This is a genomic window from Streptococcus mitis (assembly GCF_000722705.1).
GTDB classification, from domain to species: Bacteria; Bacillota; Bacilli; order Lactobacillales; family Streptococcaceae; genus Streptococcus; species Streptococcus mitis_P.
This window is the reverse complement of record NZ_JPFW01000004.1, coordinates 13,476-32,019: the sequence shown is the minus strand read 5'-3', so window position 1 is coordinate 32,019 and position 18,544 is coordinate 13,476. Positions and strand designations below refer to the sequence as shown.

Below are 18,544 nucleotides of genomic sequence, written 5' to 3'. Positions count from 1 at the left end.
GAAAGGGGGCAGAGATATGGCTTTTACCAATACCCAGATGCGGTCGGCTAGTTTTGGCATTGTTACCAGCTTGCCTGATGATGTCATTGACTCTTTTTGGTATATTATTGACCACTTCTTAAAAAATGTCTTTGAATTAGAAGAAGAACTCGAGTTTCAATTGCTCAATAACCAAGGAAAAATTACCTTCCACTTTTCAAGCCAACACCTCCCTACAGCCATTGATTTTGACTTTAATCATCCTTTCGACCCTCTTTATCCTCCGAGAGTATTGATTTTAGATATGGATGGTAGAGAAACTATCCTTCTCCCAGAAGAAAATGACCTATTTTAAAAACTCTAGCCTTCAGTTGCAAGTGACTGAAAACTAGAGTTTTTCTATTTTTTCAAAGCATCATACAAGTGACGGATAGGTTGCTTTAATGTAGGATGGATAAAATGAGGTGCAATTTCCTGTAAGGACTCAAGGACAAAAAGGCGCTCCTCTATGTAAGGATGAGGCAAGATGAGGTCGTCTGTATAAATGATCTGGTCCTCTACAAAAAGCAAGTCCAAATCAATCAAACGAGGTCCCCAATGCACTTCTCTCACCCGTCCCATCTCTGACTCAATGGCTAACAAGATTTCTAACAAGACTGGAGCTGGAAGCCAGGTTTCCACCTCAACCACTTGATTAGCAAAGCTATCCTGCTCCACTCCACCCCAAGGCTCCGTCGACAAGACACTGGACTCTTTGAGAATATGGATGCCTCGATTTCGCATTTTCTCAATGGCTTGTTCCAAGTTCGCTTGCTTATCTCCCATGTTGCTTCCCAGGGCGATAAAGGCTCGGTGCTTGCGTCGATGAATGGTCACCGAGCAAGTATCTAGTGGCAAATGAACTGGCGCCCAAGGTTTTTTCAGTTCTAGCTTTATTTCTTGGATAAGGGGATAGGTCTCAAAGGTACGTTCTACCAGTTTATAGGCTACCGTTTCAATCAGGTCCTCAGTGGTTTCCTGAAACCAAGTCGTCCACTGCTGACACAGTTCTCCATAATGGACAGAGGCTGACAAATCCAAGTCTGTCGCTGCCTTGGTCATATCATAGGATAGGATGGCTGAAACGACAAACTTCTGCCCCAATTCCTTCTCACTAGGAAAAAGACCATGATAGGCAAAAATTTCCAAATCCTTAATCTGCAGTTGATCCATAATGATTCCTTTCTAGAAAAATCCGCTTCAAGCGGATTCTTTTTATACTCAATGAAAATCAAAGTGCAAACTAGAAAGCTAGCCGCAGGCTGCTCAAAACACTGTTTTGAGGCTGCAGATGGAAGCTGACGTGGTTTGAATTTGATTTTTGAAGAGTATTATAGTCCCATTAAACGATAAGCCTGATCTCGAAGGTCCTTATCTGTTTCAAATAGACCACGAGCTACTGTCGTCAAGGTTGCAGTACCTGGTTTTCTGACACCACGCATACTCATACACATATGTTCTGCCTCAATGACAACAAAGGCTCCTTTAGCACCCAGATACTCCATCAAGGCATCGGCCACTTCGATATTCAACCGTTCTTGAATTTGTGGTTTCTTAGAATAAACTTCAACCGTACGGGCTAGCTTAGACAAGCCTGCCACACGACCATCTGGAATGTAGGCAATATGCGCTCTACCATAAAATGGCAGAAAGTGGTGCTCACACATGGTATGGAAAAAGATATCCTTTTCTACTACCATGTTGTCATCAATAATCTCAAAGGATTTTGACAAATGTTCCTCCGCAGTTTGACCAAGACCTGAAAAAATCTCTTGGTACATACGGGCTACACGAGCAGGTGTTTCCTGCAAGCCCTCGCGGTTAGAGTCCTCTCCCACAGCCTCGATAATCATTTTTACAGCTGCTTCAATCTTTTGTGTATCCATTCTCGTTCTTCCTCTCCATCAGATAGGCTCTCACTTGGCTCAAAAAGTACAAGGAACCTGTGACAATCCTAACTGTTTTTTTCTCTTCTTTTTTATCTGTTAATTTCTGCTCTAGAAAATCCTGCCACTCCTGGTAGCTGAGATTTCTAGACTTAGCTGTCTCTTTCAGTACGCTTTCATCAGTCGCCCGACTATCATCAAAATGTGTCAGGATAAGCTCGGTATCTGGGATTTTCTCCAACAAGTCCAACATATCCTCCAAGGCCTTGGTTTTGATACAAGTAAAGAGGATTTCCTTATGATAATCCGCAAAGCGTTCTTGCAAGGTTGCCAATAAAGCCTTGATAGCATGAGGATTATGAGCCCCATCCAAGATCATCAAGGGATCTCTTGACACGATTTCCAAACGCCCTGGCCACCTTGTTTCTTCCAAGACTTGAGCAATCAAGTCATTACTCGCTAGTTCTCGCCCATCTTCTTGACAAAAAGTATCAAGTAAAGCTATGGCCATCCCAGCATTCTCTATCTGGTGCAAACCAAGCAAACCAGTCTGGAAACGACCTTGTCTGGCAAAACTGGTATAATCAAATACTTCACCCGTTACCACAATCTCTTGGTGACTGACCTGATAATCTTTCCCATAGGCAAGTATCGGCGCATCTTTCCCTTCCGCAATGCGGTCAATCACAACCAAAGCTTCTGGAGCGATACGACCTGTTACCAAGGGAATCCCTTGTTTGATAATACCAGCTTTCTGCTCTGCTATGGCCTCCAAGGTGTCCCCAAGTAGGGCTACATGATCCAAGCCAATAGTTGTAATTCCTGTCAAAATGGGCTGGCAGACATTGGTACTATCCAAGAGGCCACCCATGCCCACTTCCATGATGGCCACATCTACTTGCTCTGAGGCAAAGTAATCATAGGCTATGGCTGTGATTATCTCAAACTCGGTTGTCCCCTGCAAATTGGCAGCCGCTTCCCCCTCAAGCAAAAACTGATAGTCTGCCATGAGGGATTCTAGTCTCGCTTCTGGGATAGATTCCCCATTGATACTAATCTGGTCTGTGTAGTGAATGAGATAGGGCGAGCTGAACACCCCAACTCTCAGCCCTAGCTTTTCTAGCATATTTTTCAAAAAAGCAATGGTCGAACCCTTGCCATTGGTTCCTCCGATATGGATGACCTTGAGTTTGAGATGGGGATTGTCACGCAGAGCTAATAGTTCCACCATGCGTTCCAAGCCAAAATGCGGTTGGTCCGTCCGATAGTTGGCAATCCATTGATTGTTTTTAATTTCTTTCATCTTATTTGTATTGTTTTAAATCTAGATTTTCCGCATCATCAGCTAGACGAATAGCGGAGGCAATTTCAACTGCCATCCTGTGACTGGCTACGTCATGCACGCGCACAACTTCCACACCCTGTCTCGCAGCGATACTGGTTACATGAGCCGAAGCCGTATCCCGATTGCGGAAACCAAGTTCTGTCTCAGGATTGACTTCAAAGCCATTTTCTTCAAGGATATTGATGACAAACCGCTTACGCGACACTCCAAGAAAGATTGGATAGCCCTTCTGATGTAGTTTATCCAGATCCCGTAAAAGAAGCAAATTTTCTTTCTTGGTCAGACCAAAGCCGATTCCTGGATCCAACAGGATATTTTCTTGTGCGATTCCAGCTTCGTCCGCTCTCGATAGGGCTCTGTCAAAGAAAGCCTCCATCAAGTCTTCAATTGGCATTTTTTCAAAGTCAGCTAACTCTTTTTCTGTAAAGGTTTGACCAAAACCAAAATGAGGGAAGATGAGCGAGCTAGGGTGCTGAGGTCGCGCCATGACTGGATTAAACATAATGACTACTTTCGCACCAGCCTTAGCAACCACATCTGCCATTTTCTCATCACCCATAAGACCAGTGATATCATTAACTAGATTAGCACCAGCAGCCAAAGCAGCCTCTGCCACCTGGCTCTTCCAAGTATCGATAGAAATAAGGACATCACTTTCCTGACGAATCGCTTTAATCACTGGAACAACACGCTGGATCTCCTCTTCTATCTCAACATAGCTACTTCTTCCCGGCCGAGTTGATTCTCCACCGATATCTAGCATGCTGGCTCCTTCTGCTATCAATTTACGAGCCTGCTGGAGTGCCTGCTCAAGAGCAAAAAATTGACCACCGTCCGAAAAGGAGTCTGGGGTTACATTGATAATTCCGCAAATAGCTGTCTTTGCACGATTGGCTTTACTTAACATATCGGTCACTCCCTCAAGGCTTTTCACCATATTATTTCTCTATTTTACCATAAAAATAAAAAGATGGACACGATTGCATTCATCTTTTTCCCAATAGAAACAAGTAAGCAATTGTCAAAAATCTTAAACAGAAATCCCTAATGTCCGACTCATGATCACCACAAGAGCCAACAAACAGAAAGCAACCCCATTCACAATCATGTGAAGTAAGATAGACATTTCCAAACGTTGGGTCTTGTAAGCTGTCCAAGATAGAACGATTGACATACCTCCATAAATCAATAAAGAAGGTAAATTACTTGGTTGATGCAATAAAGCAAACACAATCGTACCAACTATAAATCCCCAGTTTTCCTTGCCTCGGAAAATCTTTTTAGGAATAATCCCACGGCACAAGATTTCCTCACAAATCGGAGCAAGCAAGGCCAGCAAGAAGAAACTGGAAATCAGAGAACTATGCTGAACCATATCGTTAATCTGAGACTGATTCCCTGTTGTCGTCTCATTTGACAGTTGCAATAAAATGGAACCAAGTATATTTGACCCGATAATGACTAAATAACTCAAGCCCAAACGTGCCAAATCCTTAGCTCTAAAAAAAGAAAAATTAAAACTTGCTAATTGCGTTTTACGAGCTCCAATGATAAATAGCGCTAAAACCACAATTGAAATACCAGCAACTATCAGCCCTGACTGTAACAGTGGTACTTGATGTAAAGCTAAAATTGCAGTAACTGCTAAAGGAATCTGATATAAAATTGTCGCCAGAAAAAAGATTAACAGCCAACCTGCACGATTCAATAATTCTTTCCACATATTTTTCTCTTTCATCACCTATCTCCTTTGTATTCAAAAAGGGGGAAAATCCCCCTGGGTTATCCTATTATAAGGCCATGCTTATGTAGTTAAGGATAAACAAGGCATCCAAAATCCAAATCATGACATGAACATCTTTAGCTTGACCTTTAACAAGCTTAGTCAAAGTGTAAGTCAAGAAACCAACTGCAATCCCTTGAGTGATAGAGTAGCTGAATCCCATAAAGATAGATGTGAAGAAAGCAGGAACCGCTTCAGACATATCATCCCAATGGATATTTTTCAAGCTAGCCAACATCATAATCCCAACGATAATCAAGATTGGAGCTGTAGCGGCTGTTGGTACAATCGCTAGAAGTGGGCTAAAGAAGCTTGAGATCGCAAAACAGATTGCCACGACCAAGGCTGTCAAACCAGTACGTCCACCTGCACCGATACCAGCAGCAGACTCGACATAAGTCGTTACGTTCGAAGTACCAGCGATGGCACCAATTGAAGTACCAATCAAGTCAGAGTAAAGAGCCTTATCCAACTTAGCTGATTGGTGGTTTTCACCATTTGTCGCTACGATACCAACTTTTTCACCTGTACCAATCAAGGTACCAATCGTGTCAAAAATATCTGTCAATGAGAAGGCAAGAATAGCCATCAGAGTTTCAGGCAAGCGAGCTGTATCTGAAATCAAAGCTCCCAAACCTTCTGAACCAAGAGCTGCACCAAAGACTGTCTTCAAGTCTTCAAAAGCTGCACCAACATGGTTATTAGCAAAATCGATGCTTGACAAATCTACCAAACCAACTGCGATAGCAAGAACAGTTGTTGTCAAGATAGAGAGGATAATTCCCCCTTTAATTCCTTTGATAACAAAGAAGATTGTAATGGCCAGTCCTGCAAGTGCCACCAAAACAGCTGGGTTATTAAAGTCAACCAATCCTGGAACTGCTGAAGAGTTTGCTGCAATCGTTGCTTTAGCTTTGTCAGCCCCTTCTCCTACAACAGTATAGTTACCTGGATCGATCGTAAATTTCAAAAATCCAGCATTCTTAATTCCTACGTAGGCAAGGAAGACACCGATACCAGCTGAAATAGCTGAGCGAAGAGCATTTGGAATCGATTCAATGATCATTTTACGAACATTTGTCAAGGTAATAATCAGTGAGATAATTCCACAGATGAAGACCATAGCCAAGGCTTCTTGCCAAGAATAACCGAGTCCAAATACGACTGTAAAGGTAAAGAAGGCATTGAGTCCCATACCTGGCGCTTGGGCATAAGGTAAGTTAGCATAGAAGGCCATCATCAAGGTACCTGCTACTGCACCAATGATCGTCGCTAGGAAGACACCTTGAGCAGGCATTCCTGTTTGCGAAAGAATTTGTGGGTTTACAAAGAGAATATAACTCATTGCAAAGAAGGTTGTTAAACCAGCGAGAACCTCTGTACGAACGTCTGTACCGTTCTCTTTTAGTTTAAATAATTTGTCCATTATTAATCTCCTTTTAATTTTTACGAACAATAATAGAATTATATCATTTATCATTCACTTTTTCAATATCTTTGTTTGATTTATTTAAGAATTTGATGAAATTTCTTTTTTGGTTTCGAATCTGATTTTCTGCCTGCTTTCTGTTATAATAGTAGACATCTTATCTGAAAAGACACTAGAAAGGTCCCTATGACGAAAAAAATTATTGCAGTTGACCTGGATGGAACCCTACTCAACTCAGACAGTCAAATTTCTGACTTTACCAAAAAAACCATTAAAAAAGTTGTTGAAAAAGGCCATCAGGTTATTATTACGACAGGTCGCCCTTACCGTATGTCAAAAGATTTTTACCATGAACTGGGCTTAGACACTCCTATGATTAACTTCAACGGCTCCCTCACTCATTTACCAGACCAAACTTGGGACTTTGAAAAGTGTTTGACTGTAGACAAAAAATATCTGCTAGATATGGTTCGACGTTCAGAGGACATTCAAGCCGATTTTATCGCTGGAGAATATCGTAAAAAATTCTACATTACAAATCCTAATGAAGAAATTGCTAATCCCAAACTATTTGGTGTAGAAGCTTTCCAGCCTGAAGATCAATTCCAGCCTGAGTTGGTAACCAAAGATCCTAACTGTATACTTTTACAGACCAGAGCCAGTGACAAATATGCCTTGGCACAAGAAATGAACGCCTTCTACCAGCATCAACTTTCTATTAATACCTGGGGAGGTCCGCTCAATATCCTTGAATGTACCCCAAAAGGTGTCAACAAGGCCTTTGCTTTGGACTACTTGCTCAAGGTAATGAACCGTGACAAAAATGATTTGATTGCTTTTGGAGATGAACACAACGATACCGAAATGCTAGCTTTTGCTGGGAAGGGTTATGCAATGAAAAATGCCAATCCAGAGCTACTCCTTTTTGCAGATGAGCAAATTTCCCTGACCAACGACCAAGATGGGGTTGCCAAAACCCTGCAAGACTTATTCTTATAGTCCATACTGACCAGCTTTCAAGCTGGTCTTTGTGCTTTTTTCACAGTCTTATCAACCGGTTAATCGATTATTCTACTTTTTACCTCCAAGACCTTGGAAAAGGTTTTCTTTTGTGATATACTTCACATATAAATACAAGAGAGCTCGTCACACTCGACTCTGTTGACACAAAATCAATCCAGTCCTGTTTCTCCTGCTCTCAGTTAATATCAAGGAGGATAGCTATGAAAGCTGTTGTTGTAAATCCAGAAAGCACTGGTGTTGCTGTTGAAGAAAAAGTACTCCGTCCACTTGAAACTGGGGAAGCACTTGTAGAAATTGAATACTGTGGTGTTTGCCACACTGACCTCCACGTTGCCCATGGTGACTTTGGTCAAGTACCAGGCCGTGTTCTAGGTCACGAAGGTGTTGGTATTGTTAAAGAGATTGCCCCAGATGTAAAAAGCCTTAAAGTCGGCGACCGCGTCAGCGTTGCTTGGTTCTTTGAAGGATGTGGCACTTGCGAATACTGTACTACTGGCCGTGAAACTCTTTGCCGTACAGTGAAAAATGCTGGCTACTCAGTAGATGGTGGTATGGCTGAACAATGTATCGTAACTGCAGACTATGCTGTTAAAGTTCCTGACGGACTTGATCCAGCCCAAGCCTCTTCTATCACATGTGCTGGTGTAACAACCTATAAAGCTATAAAAGAAGCAAAAGTTGAACCAGGCCAATGGGTTGTTCTTTACGGTGCTGGTGGACTTGGTAATCTAGCTGTTCAATACGCTAAAAAAGTATTCAATGCTCATGTCATCGCAGTTGATATCAACAACGACAAACTTGCCCTTGCAAAAGAAGTAGGCGCTGACATTGTTATTAACGGCCTCGAAGTTGAAGATGTACCTGGACTCATCAAGGAAAAAACTAATGGAGGTGCTCATTCAGCGGTCGTAACTGCTGTATCTAAAGTTGCCTTCAACCAGGCTGTTGACTCAGTTCGTGCTGGTGGTCGCGTAGTCGCTGTTGGTCTTCCTTCTGAAATGATGGAACTCAGCATCGTGAAAACAGTTCTAGATGGAATCCAAGTCATCGGTTCTCTTGTTGGAACTCGTAAAGACTTGGAAGAAGCCTTCCAATTCGGTGCAGAAGGTTTGGTAGTTCCAGTTGTTCAAAAACGTCCAATAGAAGATGCCGTAGCCATTTTCGACGAAATGGAAAAAGGTCAAATCCAAGGACGTATGGTACTCGACTTCACCCACTAATCTAATAGAAACTTATTTTAAAAGTTGGAAGCTACTTCCAACTTTTTTATATTAAATTTTTAAATAGTGATTCAAAAAAAACCTCTCTTAAAACTTAATATATCAACATTTTCAGATATAAGCTTTTTAATTATTTTATGATAAATAGTTGATTTTTAGATGAAAACGGTTTATACTTATTTAGTCTTAAAGTTTTCTTAAACGAAAACTAAAACAAAAAAGGAGGAATGACAATAATGAGTATCGGAATCATTATTGCGAGCCACGGCGAATTTGCTGCGGGTATTCATCAGTCAGGATCTATGATCTTTGGTGAACAAGAAAAGGTTCAAGTTGTAACCTTTATGCCAAATGAAGGTCCTGATGATTTATACGCTAAGTTTAATAACGCTGTTGCTGCATTTGACGCAGAAGATGAGGTTCTAGTTTTGGCTGACCTTTGGAGTGGATCTCCATTTAACCAAGCTAGTCGCGTGATGGGAGAAAATCCTGAGCGTAAGTTTGCCATCATCACAGGACTTAACTTACCGATGTTAATTCAAGCCTACACAGAGCGCCTGATGGACGCTGCTGCAGGTGTAGAAAAAGTCGCTGCTAATATTATTAAAGAAGCCAAAGATGGCATCAAAGCTCTTCCAGAAGAGCTCAATCCAGCTGAAGAAGTTGCAAGTGCTGCAGCTGCTCCAGTTGCCCAAGCTGCTATCCCAGAAGGAACTGTTATCGGGGATGGTAAATTGAAAATCAATCTTGCTCGTCTTGACACACGTCTCCTTCACGGTCAGGTTGCAACTGCTTGGACTCCAGATTCAAAAGCAGACCGTATTATCGTTGCTTCAGATAACGTTGCCAACGACGATCTTCGTAAAGAATTGATTAAACAAGCAGCTCCAAATAATGTCAGAGCCAATGTGGTTCCAATTCAAAAATTGATTGAGGTTTCAAAAGACCCACGCTTTGGAGAAACACATGCCCTTATCTTGTTTGAAACACCTCAAGATGCGCTTCGTGCAATCGAAGGTGGCGTGCCAATCAAGACCCTTAACGTAGGATCAATGGCTCACTCAACAGGTAAAACAATGGTCAACAACGTTTTGTCTATGGACAAAGATGACGTTGCTACATTTGAAAAAATGCGTGACCTCGGTGTTGAATTTGATGTACGTAAAGTACCAAACGACACTAAAAAAGATTTGTTTGACTTGATTAGCAAAGCCAACGTTCAATAACAAATATCAAACTATAGAAGAATTCTAAGAAAATTTTTCACTTTATTATCATTAAATAGAAAAGGAATAAAACCATGTCAGATATTTCAATTATTTCTGCTGTCTTGGTTGTAGTTGTTGCCTTCCTTGCAGGTCTTGAAGGTATCCTCGACCAATTCCAATTCCATCAACCAATCGTCGCATGTACCCTTATCGGACTTGCAACTGGTAACCTCGAAGCAGGGGTTATGCTTGGTGGATCACTTCAAATGATTGCCCTTGGTTGGGCAAACATCGGAGCTGCCGTAGCTCCTGACGCTGCTCTTGCATCTGTTGCCGCAGCAATCATCTTGATCAAAGGTGGTAACTTTACTACTGAAGGTATCGCCGTTGCAACAGCAACAGCTATCCCTCTTGCCGTAGCTGGACTTTTCTTGACTATGATTGTTCGTACAATCTCAGTTGGTTTGGTTCACACTGCAGATGCTGCTGCTAAAGAAGGAAATATTGCAGCTGTTGAACGTGCTCACTTTATCGCACTTCTTCTTCAAGGTCTTCGTATTGCTATCCCTGCAGCCTTCCTTATCGCTATCCCAGCTTCTGCCGTTCAAGACGCTCTTAAATTGATGCCAGACTGGTTGAATGGTGGTATGGCTGTCGGTGGTGCTATGGTCGTTGCCGTTGGTTACGCTATGGTTATCAACATGATGGCAACTCGTGAAGTATGGCCATTCTTCGCTATCGGTTTTGCTCTTGCTGCCATTTCTCAATTGACTTTGATTGCCCTTGGTGTAGTCGGTGTTGCCCTTGCCTTCATCTACCTTAACCTTTCAAAACAAGGTGGTAACGGTGGCGGCGGAGCTGCGACTTCTAACGACCCAATCGGTGATATCCTAGAAGACTACTAGAAAGGGGAACAATCATGACTGAAAAACTTCAATTATCAAAATCAGATCGTAAAAAAGTTTGGTGGCGTTCACAATTCCTTCAAGGTTCTTGGAACTACGAGCGTATGCAAAACTTGGGTTGGGCTTATTCATTGATCCCAGCTATCAAAAAATTGTACACTACTAAAGAAGACCAAGCTGCTGCTCTTGAGCGCCACCTTGAGTTCTTTAACACTCACCCATACGTAGCTGCTCCAATCATGGGGGTTACTCTTGCACTTGAAGAAGAACGTGCTAACGGTGTTGAAATTGATGACGCTGCTATCCAAGGGGTTAAAATCGGTATGATGGGACCTCTTGCTGGTATCGGTGACCCAGTATTCTGGTTTACAGTTCGTCCTATCCTTGGAGCTCTTGGTGCATCCCTTGCTGCATCTGGTAACTTGGTTGGTCCACTTCTCTTCTTCTTCGGATGGAATGCGATCCGTATGGCCTTCCTATGGTACACACAAGAGTTTGGTTACAAGGCTGGTTCTGAAATCACTAAAGACATGTCTGGTGGTATCTTGAAAGACATCACTAAAGGTGCTTCTATCCTTGGTATGTTCATTCTTGCCGTTCTTGTACAACGTTGGGTATCGATCAACTTCACTGTTAACCTTCCAGGTAAACAATTGGCTGAAGGTGCCTACATCAACTTCCCAGAAGGTCCTGTATCGGGTGCTGAATTGAAAGGTATCCTTGGTCAAGCACTTGGTGGATTGAGCCTAGATAAGATTCAACCACAAACCCTTCAAGGTCAGTTGAACTCATTGATTCCAGGATTAATGGGACTTCTCCTTACTTTCCTTTGCATGTGGTTACTTAAGAAAAAAGTATCACCAATCTCAATCATCCTTGCTCTCTTTGCAGTAGGTATCGCAGCTCGTTTCTTCGGTATCATGTAATCAAGCAACTTAAAAGGAACCAGGTTCTAAACCTGATTCCTTTTTTCTATGCTTTTATACTCTTCGAAAATCTCTTCAAACCACGTCAGCGTCGCCTTACTGTACTCAAGTACAGCTTGCGGCTAGCTTCCTAGTTTGCTCTTTGATTTTCATTGAGTATTATTCAGCCAAGGCACCCATTGGATCCCAAGGTGCAAGTACGATTGGTTCTGCTTCATAAGCAGATTGTTCTTCTGCTGTCAGCAATTCCTTACGAACAACGATTTGATATGTGTATTCGTCCATCCAAGCGTCTGAGGCAACAAAGTAACCATCTGTACCGACCTTGTCTCCCCAAGAGTTTTCAACCTTCCACTTGGTTGATTTGCCATTTTCATCCAAGTCCACACCTGTCAAGACCATGGCGTGGGTCATCAAGCTTTCACTGTAGTCCAAACGTCCAGCCTTGTCTTGAGTGAGTTTAATGTCCATGCTTGATTCAAAGTCATAAACATCTGTCGCAAGGATTCCAGCTTTACGGTTGCTGAGCTGACCAACATCAGAACCAAACCAAACAGTCTCGCCTGCTTGCATTTGAGCAATCGCCAATTCTTTCAATCGCTCCATCGGTACGTTGATGTAGCGAACTGCACGGCTACCAACCACATTTCCCAACATCTCAACTGTGTAAGATTGGCCGTAAGGCTTGTCAGCAGTTGGTGCGTTGATAACAGAAACATAGTCTTCTAGTGGAAGATTGACATATTTCTTGTAAAATTCCTGTGGTGTAATACCCTTTTCGCTTTGGTAGTTGTTATCCTTATCACGATAAGAAAAGTCAAATTTACGTGGTGGAAGTCCTAAAGACATAGCAAGGAAATTAAAGATTTCTTGCAAGAGGTCTTCTTTCTTAGCTTGAACAGTCGCTTGGTTTGCACCAGAAGCAAGCAAGTCACGCAAGATTTGAGCATCTTGGCGAAGCAATTTGTTGAGGATGGCATTTAGCTCACGGCTGCTGCTAGATGAAACAGATTCAGGATAAACTGACTTAGGCACGACACCGTATTTCTCAAAGAGAGAAACTACCATATCCCATTGACCGCCATCTTGTTGTGGTGTTTGAAGTAGGAATTTAACCTTACGGCTAGTTAGGTCTTGGTCTGCAGTCGCAATGACTTGTTCCAAGAACCAGTTTGATTTCTCATACTTGTCCCAGAAGAAGGTATGGGCCTGTGACAACTCAAAGTTTTCCAGTTTGTATTGAGAGATGAGTTTATGGCGGAAGGTGTTGAGGGCCGCAAACATCCAGCAACGACCAGACGCTTTCTGGTTAGTAACCTTGTCCTTGGTCAAATCCAATGAGAAAACAGGTGTATTGTCTACATGACTTTGGCGACGTTCTAGAGCTGCAAAAATTCCGTTGTGGCTAGCAGCATTTTCAATCGCTTGGTATTTGACATTTGCTTCATAGTTGGCAAATAATTTATCAGTAAATGATTCTTGAATCGCGTTCATAGATTCCTCCTTTTATTCTACAGTCTATTATAACGCTTTTCACAAAGTAAGCAACTGAAAAACATAAAAGGCAAGGATATTCTTCCTCACCTTTTTTGAATATAAACCAAATTAAGCAATACTCGCAAGAAGATTTTCCAATTCCTCCTTGGTCAAACGACGCCATTCTCCTCTTTGTAAATTCTCATCCAAAACTAAAGTTCCCATAGTCAAACGCTGTAGATCCACTACTTCCTTGCCACAGTAAGCCACCATACGCTTGACCTGATGAAACTTCCCTTCTGCAATGGTCACTCGGATTTGGCTTTGATTCTTTTCTGTATCTACAGACACAAGCTCCAGTCTAGCAGGCTGACAGGTAAAATCCTTGAGAGGAATTCCCTTAGCAAATGTCTCCACATCTTCTTGGGTCATGATTCCCTTGACCTGAGCCAGATAAGTCTTGTCCACATGACGCTTGGGCGAAAGAAGAGCATGAGCCAGCTGGCCATCATTGGTCAAGAGTAGGAGACCATGTGTATCGATATCCAAGCGTCCTACTGGGAAAACTTCCTTGGTCCGAGCAATATCATCCAGCAAGTCCAGAACCGTTCTGTGCTTGGGATCCTCAGTCGCTGAAATAACTCCTTGGGGCTTGTTCATCATGTAGTAGACAAACTCCTCGTATTCCAGCACTTGCCCATCAAAACGAATCTCATCTCTTTCTTCATCAATCTGCAGTTTAGCTGATTTTTCTTTTTTACCATTTACCATCACGCGCCCAGCCTTGAGCAAGTTTTTGACCTCAGTCCGACTCCCCACAGCGCAGGCAACTAAAAATTTATCTAATCTCATAGAACTATTATATCATATCAAAAGGAGGCTGGTACAATGACCAACCTCCTTTTCGTTTCATACTCTTCAAAAATCTCTTCAAACCGCGTCAACGTTTCCTTGCCGTATGTATGGTTACTGACTTCGTCAGTTTCATCTACAGCCTCAAAACCATGTTTTGAGCTGACTTCGTCAGTTCTATCTACAACCGCAAAGCAGTGCTTTGAGCAGCCTGCGGCTAGTTTCCTAGTTTGCTCTTTGATTTTCATTGAGTATCAGATTTAAGAAATTAACTTCCTCGTCTCCAGAAAATCGCTAAGACAATCATGGAACCTAGTACTGCCGGAATAATGGAAGTTCCTGCTATTATCGGTCCCCAAGTCCCAAAAAGCAAGTGGCCTATAAAGGCACCAATCCAGCCTAGAAACATTTTCCCAAAGCAACCCATGCGTTCTCCACGATTGGTCAGAGTACCTGCTAAAAATCCCACTAGGAGACCAACGAACATACTTCCTATCATCTTGGCTCCTTAATTTGCCCAATTCCCATTACGGAAAAGAGGTACTCGCGTTCCATCCTCACGGATACCATTGATATCCATTTGACTAGACCCAATCATAAAGTCCACGTGAACATCTGAACGGTTAAGACCAGCAGCTTCAAGCTCTTCTTCACTCATCTCTGCACCACCAACGACGCTAGTCGCATAGGCAGCACCGATGGCCAAGTGATTTGAAGCATTTTCATCAAAAAGGGTGTTAAAGAAGGTAATGCCTGACTGAGAAATTGGACTTGGATCTGGTACCAAGGCACATTCACCTAAGGCACGCGCACCCGCATTTTCAAAGACAAGGTCTTTCATGACCTGATCACCCTTCTCAGCAGTAATGTCTACGATTTGTCCATCCTTGAAGGTTACCTTAATGCCTTCAATGATGTTGCCATTATAACTAAGCGGTTTTGTAGAAGTGACATAACCATCTGCGCGACGGAAGTCTGGTGCTGTGAAAACTTCCTCTGTCGGCATATTTGGTAAGAATCCTTCTCCTTGCGCATTGATAGCACCAGCTGATTCCCAGACGTGGTTCTTTGGCAAGCCAAGGGTCAAATCTGTCCCTGGCGCTGTATAGTGAAGAGCTGAAAATTGCTCTTTATTAAGCATATCTGCCTTGCTCTTAAGAATGGCCGCGTGTTCTTCCCAGGCCTTAACAGGATCTTCTTCATAGACACGGCAAGTTTTGAAGATTTGGTCCCAAAGGAGATCAACTGCCTCTTCGTCGCTCGCAGCATTTGGAAAGACTTTCTTAGCCCACTCAAGTCCAGCAGCAGCTGCCACCGTCCAGCTAACCTTGTTGGATTGAGTTGCGATTCGCATTGGCTTCATAGCAAGTCCCATAGCTTTAGCAGAAGCTGATAGCTTGTTAGCATCCACTCCGTTCAAGGCACCTGGATCAGAAGAACGAACCCCAAGACGGCTAGCCTTGTTCTCCAAGAGATAGTTCATCTCAGCAATCTTATATTCTGGCACATTGTCCAAACGTTCCATCGGTGCGTGGAGGAATTTCTCACGGTTGATGACATCATCTGTCCACTGAACAATAACCTCATGCGCACCCAAAGCATAAGCTTCTTTGACGATTAAGTGAGCCAACTCACGTTGCTCCACATCGATAGAGAGAGCCAAAGTGTGACCAGGTTGCACGTTGATTCCATTTGCAACCAACAATTTTGCATATTTTTCTAGATTTTCTTTAAAATTTGGTAAAACCATTTTATTTGTCCTTTTCTATTTTTATTTTTCTTTCAAAGCAGAAAATAATCCTGCCAAAGCAATAGCACCTGACAAGAGTGCTGTCGATAGAAGCATTGTCTGATCAGCAAGTTCCAATTGATACTCAAACACCTTCTCAGCTGGCTTGTCTTCCGCAAAAATTCTTAGTTTCATCTTGAACTCCTTAAAATATCTTAAAATAAATCACTATGACTTCCTGTCCTCAGCAAGTTTAAAAGCAATTCTTCCTTGTCTACTTTATAAACCAAAAGCCAATCTGGCTGGATATGACATTCACGAACTCCTTGAAAATACTTGGATGCCGTCAATTGATGATCACGATATCTAGCAGGAAGTTCTTTTTCTTGAACAAGAAAATTTAAAACTTCTTCTAATAATTCTGCCTTCAAACCACGCTTCATAGCCAACTTAAAATCTTTTTTAAACTGTTTATGATAACGAATCTTAAGCACGTAAGTCCTCCATCAAATCTGAGACTGATTCAAAAGACTGACTCATATTACGATTTTGGTCTAAATCCGTTAACACTTGGAGCAACTTCCGATTCTCGTCTAGTCTAACATCAAAAGGTAAACCCTGATATTGAATAGCCTGACGAAGGAAAATATTGATGGCAGTCGTCATATCCATTCCCAGATTATTAAACACCTGTTGGGCTTGCTCCTTAACCTCGCTATCCAAACGGATGCTCATGCTCGTCTTTGACATACTCTCACCCTCTTTCTATTTATTATTTTAACAAAAATGGCAAGCGATGTAAATACAAAACACATACAACAGACATACAACACCTTCAATAGACAAATCGAATGAGGTTCCCTCTTCAAATATATTGACATAAAAAAGCTGATGTGCTATTCTTTATAAAAATACCCCAAAATACACGGAGCAAAAAGATAATGGACGAAAACTTTAACAATGACTTAGCAAGTAAATTTATGAATGCCATTTTTGATGAGTATCTCTCACCTCTAATTTCAAAAATAGCTAATAAACTAAAAATTACCTATAATGAGGTAAAAATTGATCTAGAAATTCCTTTCCAAGCTTATTTAACAAATTCTTATGAAAAATACAGTAAAATCAAAACGATTATCTACGGAATTGAACCAAAAAAACTATATGATTTTTTTGAAATTCCATTTTTAAAAAAGGGCTCAGACATCATCAAGCCCACTACAACAAAAATACTGACCGATCTCTCAAAATTTTTAATCATTGAAGGTTCTGGTGGAATTGGTAAATCCACTCTCATGAAACACCTTTTTCTAAGTGAATTAAAATTGAAAGACTATATTCCTATTTTTATTGAATTAAAAGATTTCAACGAAGAGGGCCATTTAGACCTTGAGAAATTACTGCTAAAAAAACTAAATCAATTTCATAATACATTCCAAGAAGAATATTTAGATTATGCACTTCAATCTGGATGCTTTTTATTCCTATTGGATGGCTATGATGAATTGTACAGCGAAAACCAAAAAGAATTTTTCAAGAAGTTAAATGATTTTTGTGACAAATATCCTGAAAACCATTATATCCTTTCTTCAAGACCTTATAGCGAATCTGAATTCATTGAATTTCAGCGGTTCACAGTTTTAAAAGCTGTTTCTTTTACTAAAGAACAAGCCATTAGTCTTATTACTAAAATTGAATATCCAGATGAGGAACTTAAAGATAAATTTATACGTGATTTAGAGAGTGGTTTATATGATAGACATAAGTCCTTTGCTTCAAACCCTCTGTTGCTAAATATTATGCTCTCCACTTACAATGACTATGCAGAAATTCCGCAAAAATTACACCTATTCTACTATCAAGCCTTTGATACCATGCTCTCGAAGCACGATGCTACAAAAAGTTATCGACGAAAAATGTTATCAGATTTAAGTTCAGATACTTTTAAAGAGTGCTTTGCAATCTTCTGTTTTCTAACATATCAAAAAGCAAAAACAGAGTTTACCTTCCCAGAGATTGACGAAATTTTTAAAAAATTTCCTCCTCGAATTAAAAACGTTCTCAATATAGGCGATTTTATTGACGATTTAGGAAACGCTCTGTGTGTACTATACAGAGAAGGTAACCGTTATAAATTCACCCATCGTTCTTTCCAAGAATATTTTGTTGCTTATTTTCTAAATATACAAACGGATAGTAAGATGCGTGACTACAGCTTTCTTTTAATAGAATCAGGAAAATTTAGCACTAGTGCAGATTCGGTATTTCCTATGTTAGAGGATATGAGTACTCAGCGCTTTAATAATAATATCTTAATTCCTTTATTAAATAAGTTTGAAGAATCTAAATCTGGTGAAAAAGACTTATTTGAATATTACATTCTCAATTTCCCCGTAAAAATTGAAATTTCTCTAGATTCTGGAACCCCATCTCTTAGATTAGTAGTTTACGAACCACATGATAAACTTCAGCGTTTTGTTTATTATTTTTTTAAAAATACTATTGATTATACTTACTACCGTACAATAGATGATAGTCCCCTAATATCATTTTGTGAAGAGAATTATTTAGTAGGAGAAATTATAGAACCAAAACACCTCATTAAAAACAAAGAATTATTTGACTTATTTAGAGAATCTTGGGTCGGCCAACATACACTCTCTCTGACTCATTATAAGCAGAAGCTGATAGAAGACCTAAAAGAAGAGGATATAGTCTTAGAGGATTAGTAATCTGTAACTATT

At 41.0% G+C, this 18,544-nt stretch carries 21 protein-coding genes; 7 read left to right on the top strand and 14 right to left on the bottom strand.

Annotation, left to right across the window (positions count from 1 at the left end; genetic code table 11):
• Positions 1-16: 16 nt before the first annotated feature.
• Positions 17-334 (top strand): DUF960 domain-containing protein, encoded by a 318-nt coding sequence (locus SK642_RS01250; RefSeq protein WP_033683024.1) that lies wholly within the window; start codon positions 17-19, stop codon positions 332-334.
• A 44-nt stretch (positions 335-378) separates the two neighbouring features.
• Here SK642_RS01250 and folK read toward each other — a convergent pair whose 3' ends face one another.
• The 6 genes from folK to SK642_RS01220 form a co-directional block, all read right to left on the bottom strand.
• A complete protein-coding gene (folK, locus tag SK642_RS01245; RefSeq protein ID WP_033683023.1) occupies positions 379-1,191 on the bottom strand; it encodes a 2-amino-4-hydroxy-6-hydroxymethyldihydropteridine diphosphokinase in 813 nt (270 codons plus the stop codon).
• Between the two features lie 158 nt (positions 1,192-1,349).
• Positions 1,350-1,904: a GTP cyclohydrolase I FolE gene (gene folE / locus SK642_RS01240; protein WP_033683022.1), complete on the bottom strand. Its 555-nt coding sequence runs from the start codon at positions 1,902-1,904 to the stop codon at positions 1,350-1,352.
• On the bottom strand, positions 1,885-3,207 hold the full coding sequence (locus SK642_RS01235; RefSeq protein WP_033683021.1) for a bifunctional folylpolyglutamate synthase/dihydrofolate synthase: 1,323 nt from the start codon (positions 3,205-3,207) through the stop codon (positions 1,885-1,887). Before SK642_RS01235 ends, folE begins: the two co-directional genes overlap by 20 nt.
• 1 nt (position 3,208) lies before the next feature.
• The gene (gene folP, locus SK642_RS01230; protein ID WP_033683020.1) at positions 3,209-4,186 is read right to left on the bottom strand and encodes a dihydropteroate synthase; all 978 of its coding nucleotides are present in this window, start codon (positions 4,184-4,186) and stop codon (positions 3,209-3,211) included.
• A 93-nt stretch (positions 4,187-4,279) separates the two neighbouring features.
• Complete coding sequence (locus SK642_RS01225) at positions 4,280-4,987, bottom strand: CPBP family intramembrane glutamic endopeptidase (protein WP_033683019.1); 708 nt, start codon at positions 4,985-4,987, stop codon at positions 4,280-4,282.
• A 52-nt stretch (positions 4,988-5,039) separates the two neighbouring features.
• Positions 5,040-6,458: an NCS2 family permease gene (locus SK642_RS01220; RefSeq protein WP_033683017.1), complete on the bottom strand. Its 1,419-nt coding sequence runs from the start codon at positions 6,456-6,458 to the stop codon at positions 5,040-5,042.
• 189 nt (positions 6,459-6,647) lie between these two features.
• Between SK642_RS01220 and SK642_RS01215 the strand changes: the two genes are divergently transcribed.
• The 5 genes from SK642_RS01215 to SK642_RS01195 all read left to right on the top strand — a co-directional run bounded on the left by SK642_RS01215 (position 6,648) and on the right by SK642_RS01195 (position 11,743).
• A complete protein-coding gene (locus tag SK642_RS01215) occupies positions 6,648-7,460 on the top strand; it encodes a Cof-type HAD-IIB family hydrolase (protein ID WP_033683016.1) in 813 nt (270 codons plus the stop codon).
• 224 nt (positions 7,461-7,684) lie between these two features.
• On the top strand, positions 7,685-8,704 hold the full coding sequence (gene adhP, locus SK642_RS01210; RefSeq protein ID WP_033683015.1) for an alcohol dehydrogenase AdhP: 1,020 nt from the start codon (positions 7,685-7,687) through the stop codon (positions 8,702-8,704).
• Positions 8,705-8,940: 236 nt separating this feature from the next.
• On the top strand, positions 8,941-9,930 hold the full coding sequence (locus tag SK642_RS01205) for a PTS sugar transporter subunit IIB (RefSeq protein ID WP_033683014.1): 990 nt from the start codon (positions 8,941-8,943) through the stop codon (positions 9,928-9,930).
• Between the two features lie 74 nt (positions 9,931-10,004).
• Positions 10,005-10,817, top strand: coding sequence for a PTS mannose/fructose/sorbose transporter subunit IIC (locus SK642_RS01200; RefSeq protein ID WP_033683013.1), 813 nt, complete (start codon positions 10,005-10,007; stop codon positions 10,815-10,817).
• Between the two features lie 14 nt (positions 10,818-10,831).
• The gene (locus tag SK642_RS01195; protein WP_000136858.1) at positions 10,832-11,743 is read left to right on the top strand and encodes a PTS system mannose/fructose/sorbose family transporter subunit IID; all 912 of its coding nucleotides are present in this window, start codon (positions 10,832-10,834) and stop codon (positions 11,741-11,743) included.
• Between the two features lie 159 nt (positions 11,744-11,902).
• Here SK642_RS01195 and pepC read toward each other — a convergent pair whose 3' ends face one another.
• The 8 genes from pepC to SK642_RS01150 all read right to left on the bottom strand — a co-directional run bounded on the left by pepC (position 11,903) and on the right by SK642_RS01150 (position 16,550).
• Positions 11,903-13,237: an aminopeptidase C gene (gene pepC, locus SK642_RS01190; protein WP_033683012.1), complete on the bottom strand. Its 1,335-nt coding sequence runs from the start codon at positions 13,235-13,237 to the stop codon at positions 11,903-11,905.
• A 111-nt stretch (positions 13,238-13,348) separates the two neighbouring features.
• The gene (locus SK642_RS01180) at positions 13,349-14,071 is read right to left on the bottom strand and encodes a pseudouridine synthase (RefSeq protein ID WP_033683011.1); all 723 of its coding nucleotides are present in this window, start codon (positions 14,069-14,071) and stop codon (positions 13,349-13,351) included.
• A gap of 17 nt (positions 14,072-14,088) precedes the next feature.
• Positions 14,089-14,319: a hypothetical protein gene (locus tag SK642_RS10845; protein WP_033683010.1), complete on the bottom strand. Its 231-nt coding sequence runs from the start codon at positions 14,317-14,319 to the stop codon at positions 14,089-14,091.
• Positions 14,320-14,339: 20 nt separating this feature from the next.
• Positions 14,340-14,570: a GlsB/YeaQ/YmgE family stress response membrane protein gene (locus tag SK642_RS01170; RefSeq protein ID WP_020900862.1), complete on the bottom strand. Its 231-nt coding sequence runs from the start codon at positions 14,568-14,570 to the stop codon at positions 14,340-14,342.
• Positions 14,571-14,579: 9 nt separating this feature from the next.
• A complete protein-coding gene (locus SK642_RS01165; protein ID WP_033683008.1) occupies positions 14,580-15,821 on the bottom strand; it encodes an aminopeptidase in 1,242 nt (413 codons plus the stop codon).
• A gap of 21 nt (positions 15,822-15,842) precedes the next feature.
• Positions 15,843-15,995 (bottom strand): hypothetical protein, encoded by a 153-nt coding sequence (locus SK642_RS10695; protein ID WP_033683007.1) that lies wholly within the window; start codon positions 15,993-15,995, stop codon positions 15,843-15,845.
• A 20-nt stretch (positions 15,996-16,015) separates the two neighbouring features.
• On the bottom strand, positions 16,016-16,294 hold the full coding sequence (locus tag SK642_RS01155; protein WP_033683006.1) for a type II toxin-antitoxin system YafQ family toxin: 279 nt from the start codon (positions 16,292-16,294) through the stop codon (positions 16,016-16,018).
• Positions 16,287-16,550, bottom strand: coding sequence for a type II toxin-antitoxin system RelB/DinJ family antitoxin (locus SK642_RS01150; RefSeq protein WP_000047860.1), 264 nt, complete (start codon positions 16,548-16,550; stop codon positions 16,287-16,289). The genes SK642_RS01155 and SK642_RS01150 overlap by 8 nt, the downstream gene beginning before the upstream one ends.
• A 191-nt stretch (positions 16,551-16,741) precedes the next feature.
• Between SK642_RS01150 and SK642_RS01145 the strand changes: the two genes are divergently transcribed.
• Positions 16,742-18,529 (top strand): NACHT domain-containing protein, encoded by a 1,788-nt coding sequence (locus SK642_RS01145; protein WP_235230852.1) that lies wholly within the window; start codon positions 16,742-16,744, stop codon positions 18,527-18,529.
• The last annotated feature ends 15 nt before the right edge of the window (positions 18,530-18,544 follow it).

Bases quoted from the DNA above. Each gene is read 5' to 3' on its own strand.
- SK642_RS01205 (WP_033683014.1), top strand. From the start codon at position 8,941: ATGAGTATCGGAATCATTATTGCGAGCCACGGCGAATTTGCTGCGGGT.
- SK642_RS01165 (WP_033683008.1), bottom strand. From the start codon at position 15,821: ATGGTTTTACCAAATTTTAAAGAAAATCTAGAAAAATATGCAAAATTG.
- SK642_RS01215 (WP_033683016.1), top strand. From the start codon at position 6,648: ATGACGAAAAAAATTATTGCAGTTGACCTGGATGGAACCCTACTCAAC.
- pepC (WP_033683012.1), bottom strand. From the start codon at position 13,237: ATGAACGCGATTCAAGAATCATTTACTGATAAATTATTTGCCAACTAT.
- SK642_RS10845 (WP_033683010.1), bottom strand. From the start codon at position 14,319: ATGAAAATCAAAGAGCAAACTAGGAAACTAGCCGCAGGCTGCTCAAAG.
- SK642_RS01145 (WP_235230852.1), top strand. From the start codon at position 16,742: ATGGACGAAAACTTTAACAATGACTTAGCAAGTAAATTTATGAATGCC.
- SK642_RS01170 (WP_020900862.1), bottom strand. From the start codon at position 14,570: ATGATAGGAAGTATGTTCGTTGGTCTCCTAGTGGGATTTTTAGCAGGT.
- SK642_RS10695 (WP_033683007.1), bottom strand. From the start codon at position 15,995: ATGAAACTAAGAATTTTTGCGGAAGACAAGCCAGCTGAGAAGGTGTTT.
- SK642_RS01220 (WP_033683017.1), bottom strand. From the start codon at position 6,458: ATGGACAAATTATTTAAACTAAAAGAGAACGGTACAGACGTTCGTACA.
- adhP (WP_033683015.1), top strand. From the start codon at position 7,685: ATGAAAGCTGTTGTTGTAAATCCAGAAAGCACTGGTGTTGCTGTTGAA.
- SK642_RS01150 (WP_000047860.1), bottom strand. From the start codon at position 16,550: ATGTCAAAGACGAGCATGAGCATCCGTTTGGATAGCGAGGTTAAGGAG.
- folK (WP_033683023.1), bottom strand. From the start codon at position 1,191: ATGGATCAACTGCAGATTAAGGATTTGGAAATTTTTGCCTATCATGGT.
- SK642_RS01250 (WP_033683024.1), top strand. From the start codon at position 17: ATGGCTTTTACCAATACCCAGATGCGGTCGGCTAGTTTTGGCATTGTT.
- SK642_RS01180 (WP_033683011.1), bottom strand. From the start codon at position 14,071: ATGAGATTAGATAAATTTTTAGTTGCCTGCGCTGTGGGGAGTCGGACT.
- SK642_RS01225 (WP_033683019.1), bottom strand. From the start codon at position 4,987: ATGAAAGAGAAAAATATGTGGAAAGAATTATTGAATCGTGCAGGTTGG.
- folP (WP_033683020.1), bottom strand. From the start codon at position 4,186: ATGGTGAAAAGCCTTGAGGGAGTGACCGATATGTTAAGTAAAGCCAAT.
- SK642_RS01195 (WP_000136858.1), top strand. From the start codon at position 10,832: ATGACTGAAAAACTTCAATTATCAAAATCAGATCGTAAAAAAGTTTGG.
- SK642_RS01200 (WP_033683013.1), top strand. From the start codon at position 10,005: ATGTCAGATATTTCAATTATTTCTGCTGTCTTGGTTGTAGTTGTTGCC.
- SK642_RS01235 (WP_033683021.1), bottom strand. From the start codon at position 3,207: ATGAAAGAAATTAAAAACAATCAATGGATTGCCAACTATCGGACGGAC.
- folE (WP_033683022.1), bottom strand. From the start codon at position 1,904: ATGGATACACAAAAGATTGAAGCAGCTGTAAAAATGATTATCGAGGCT.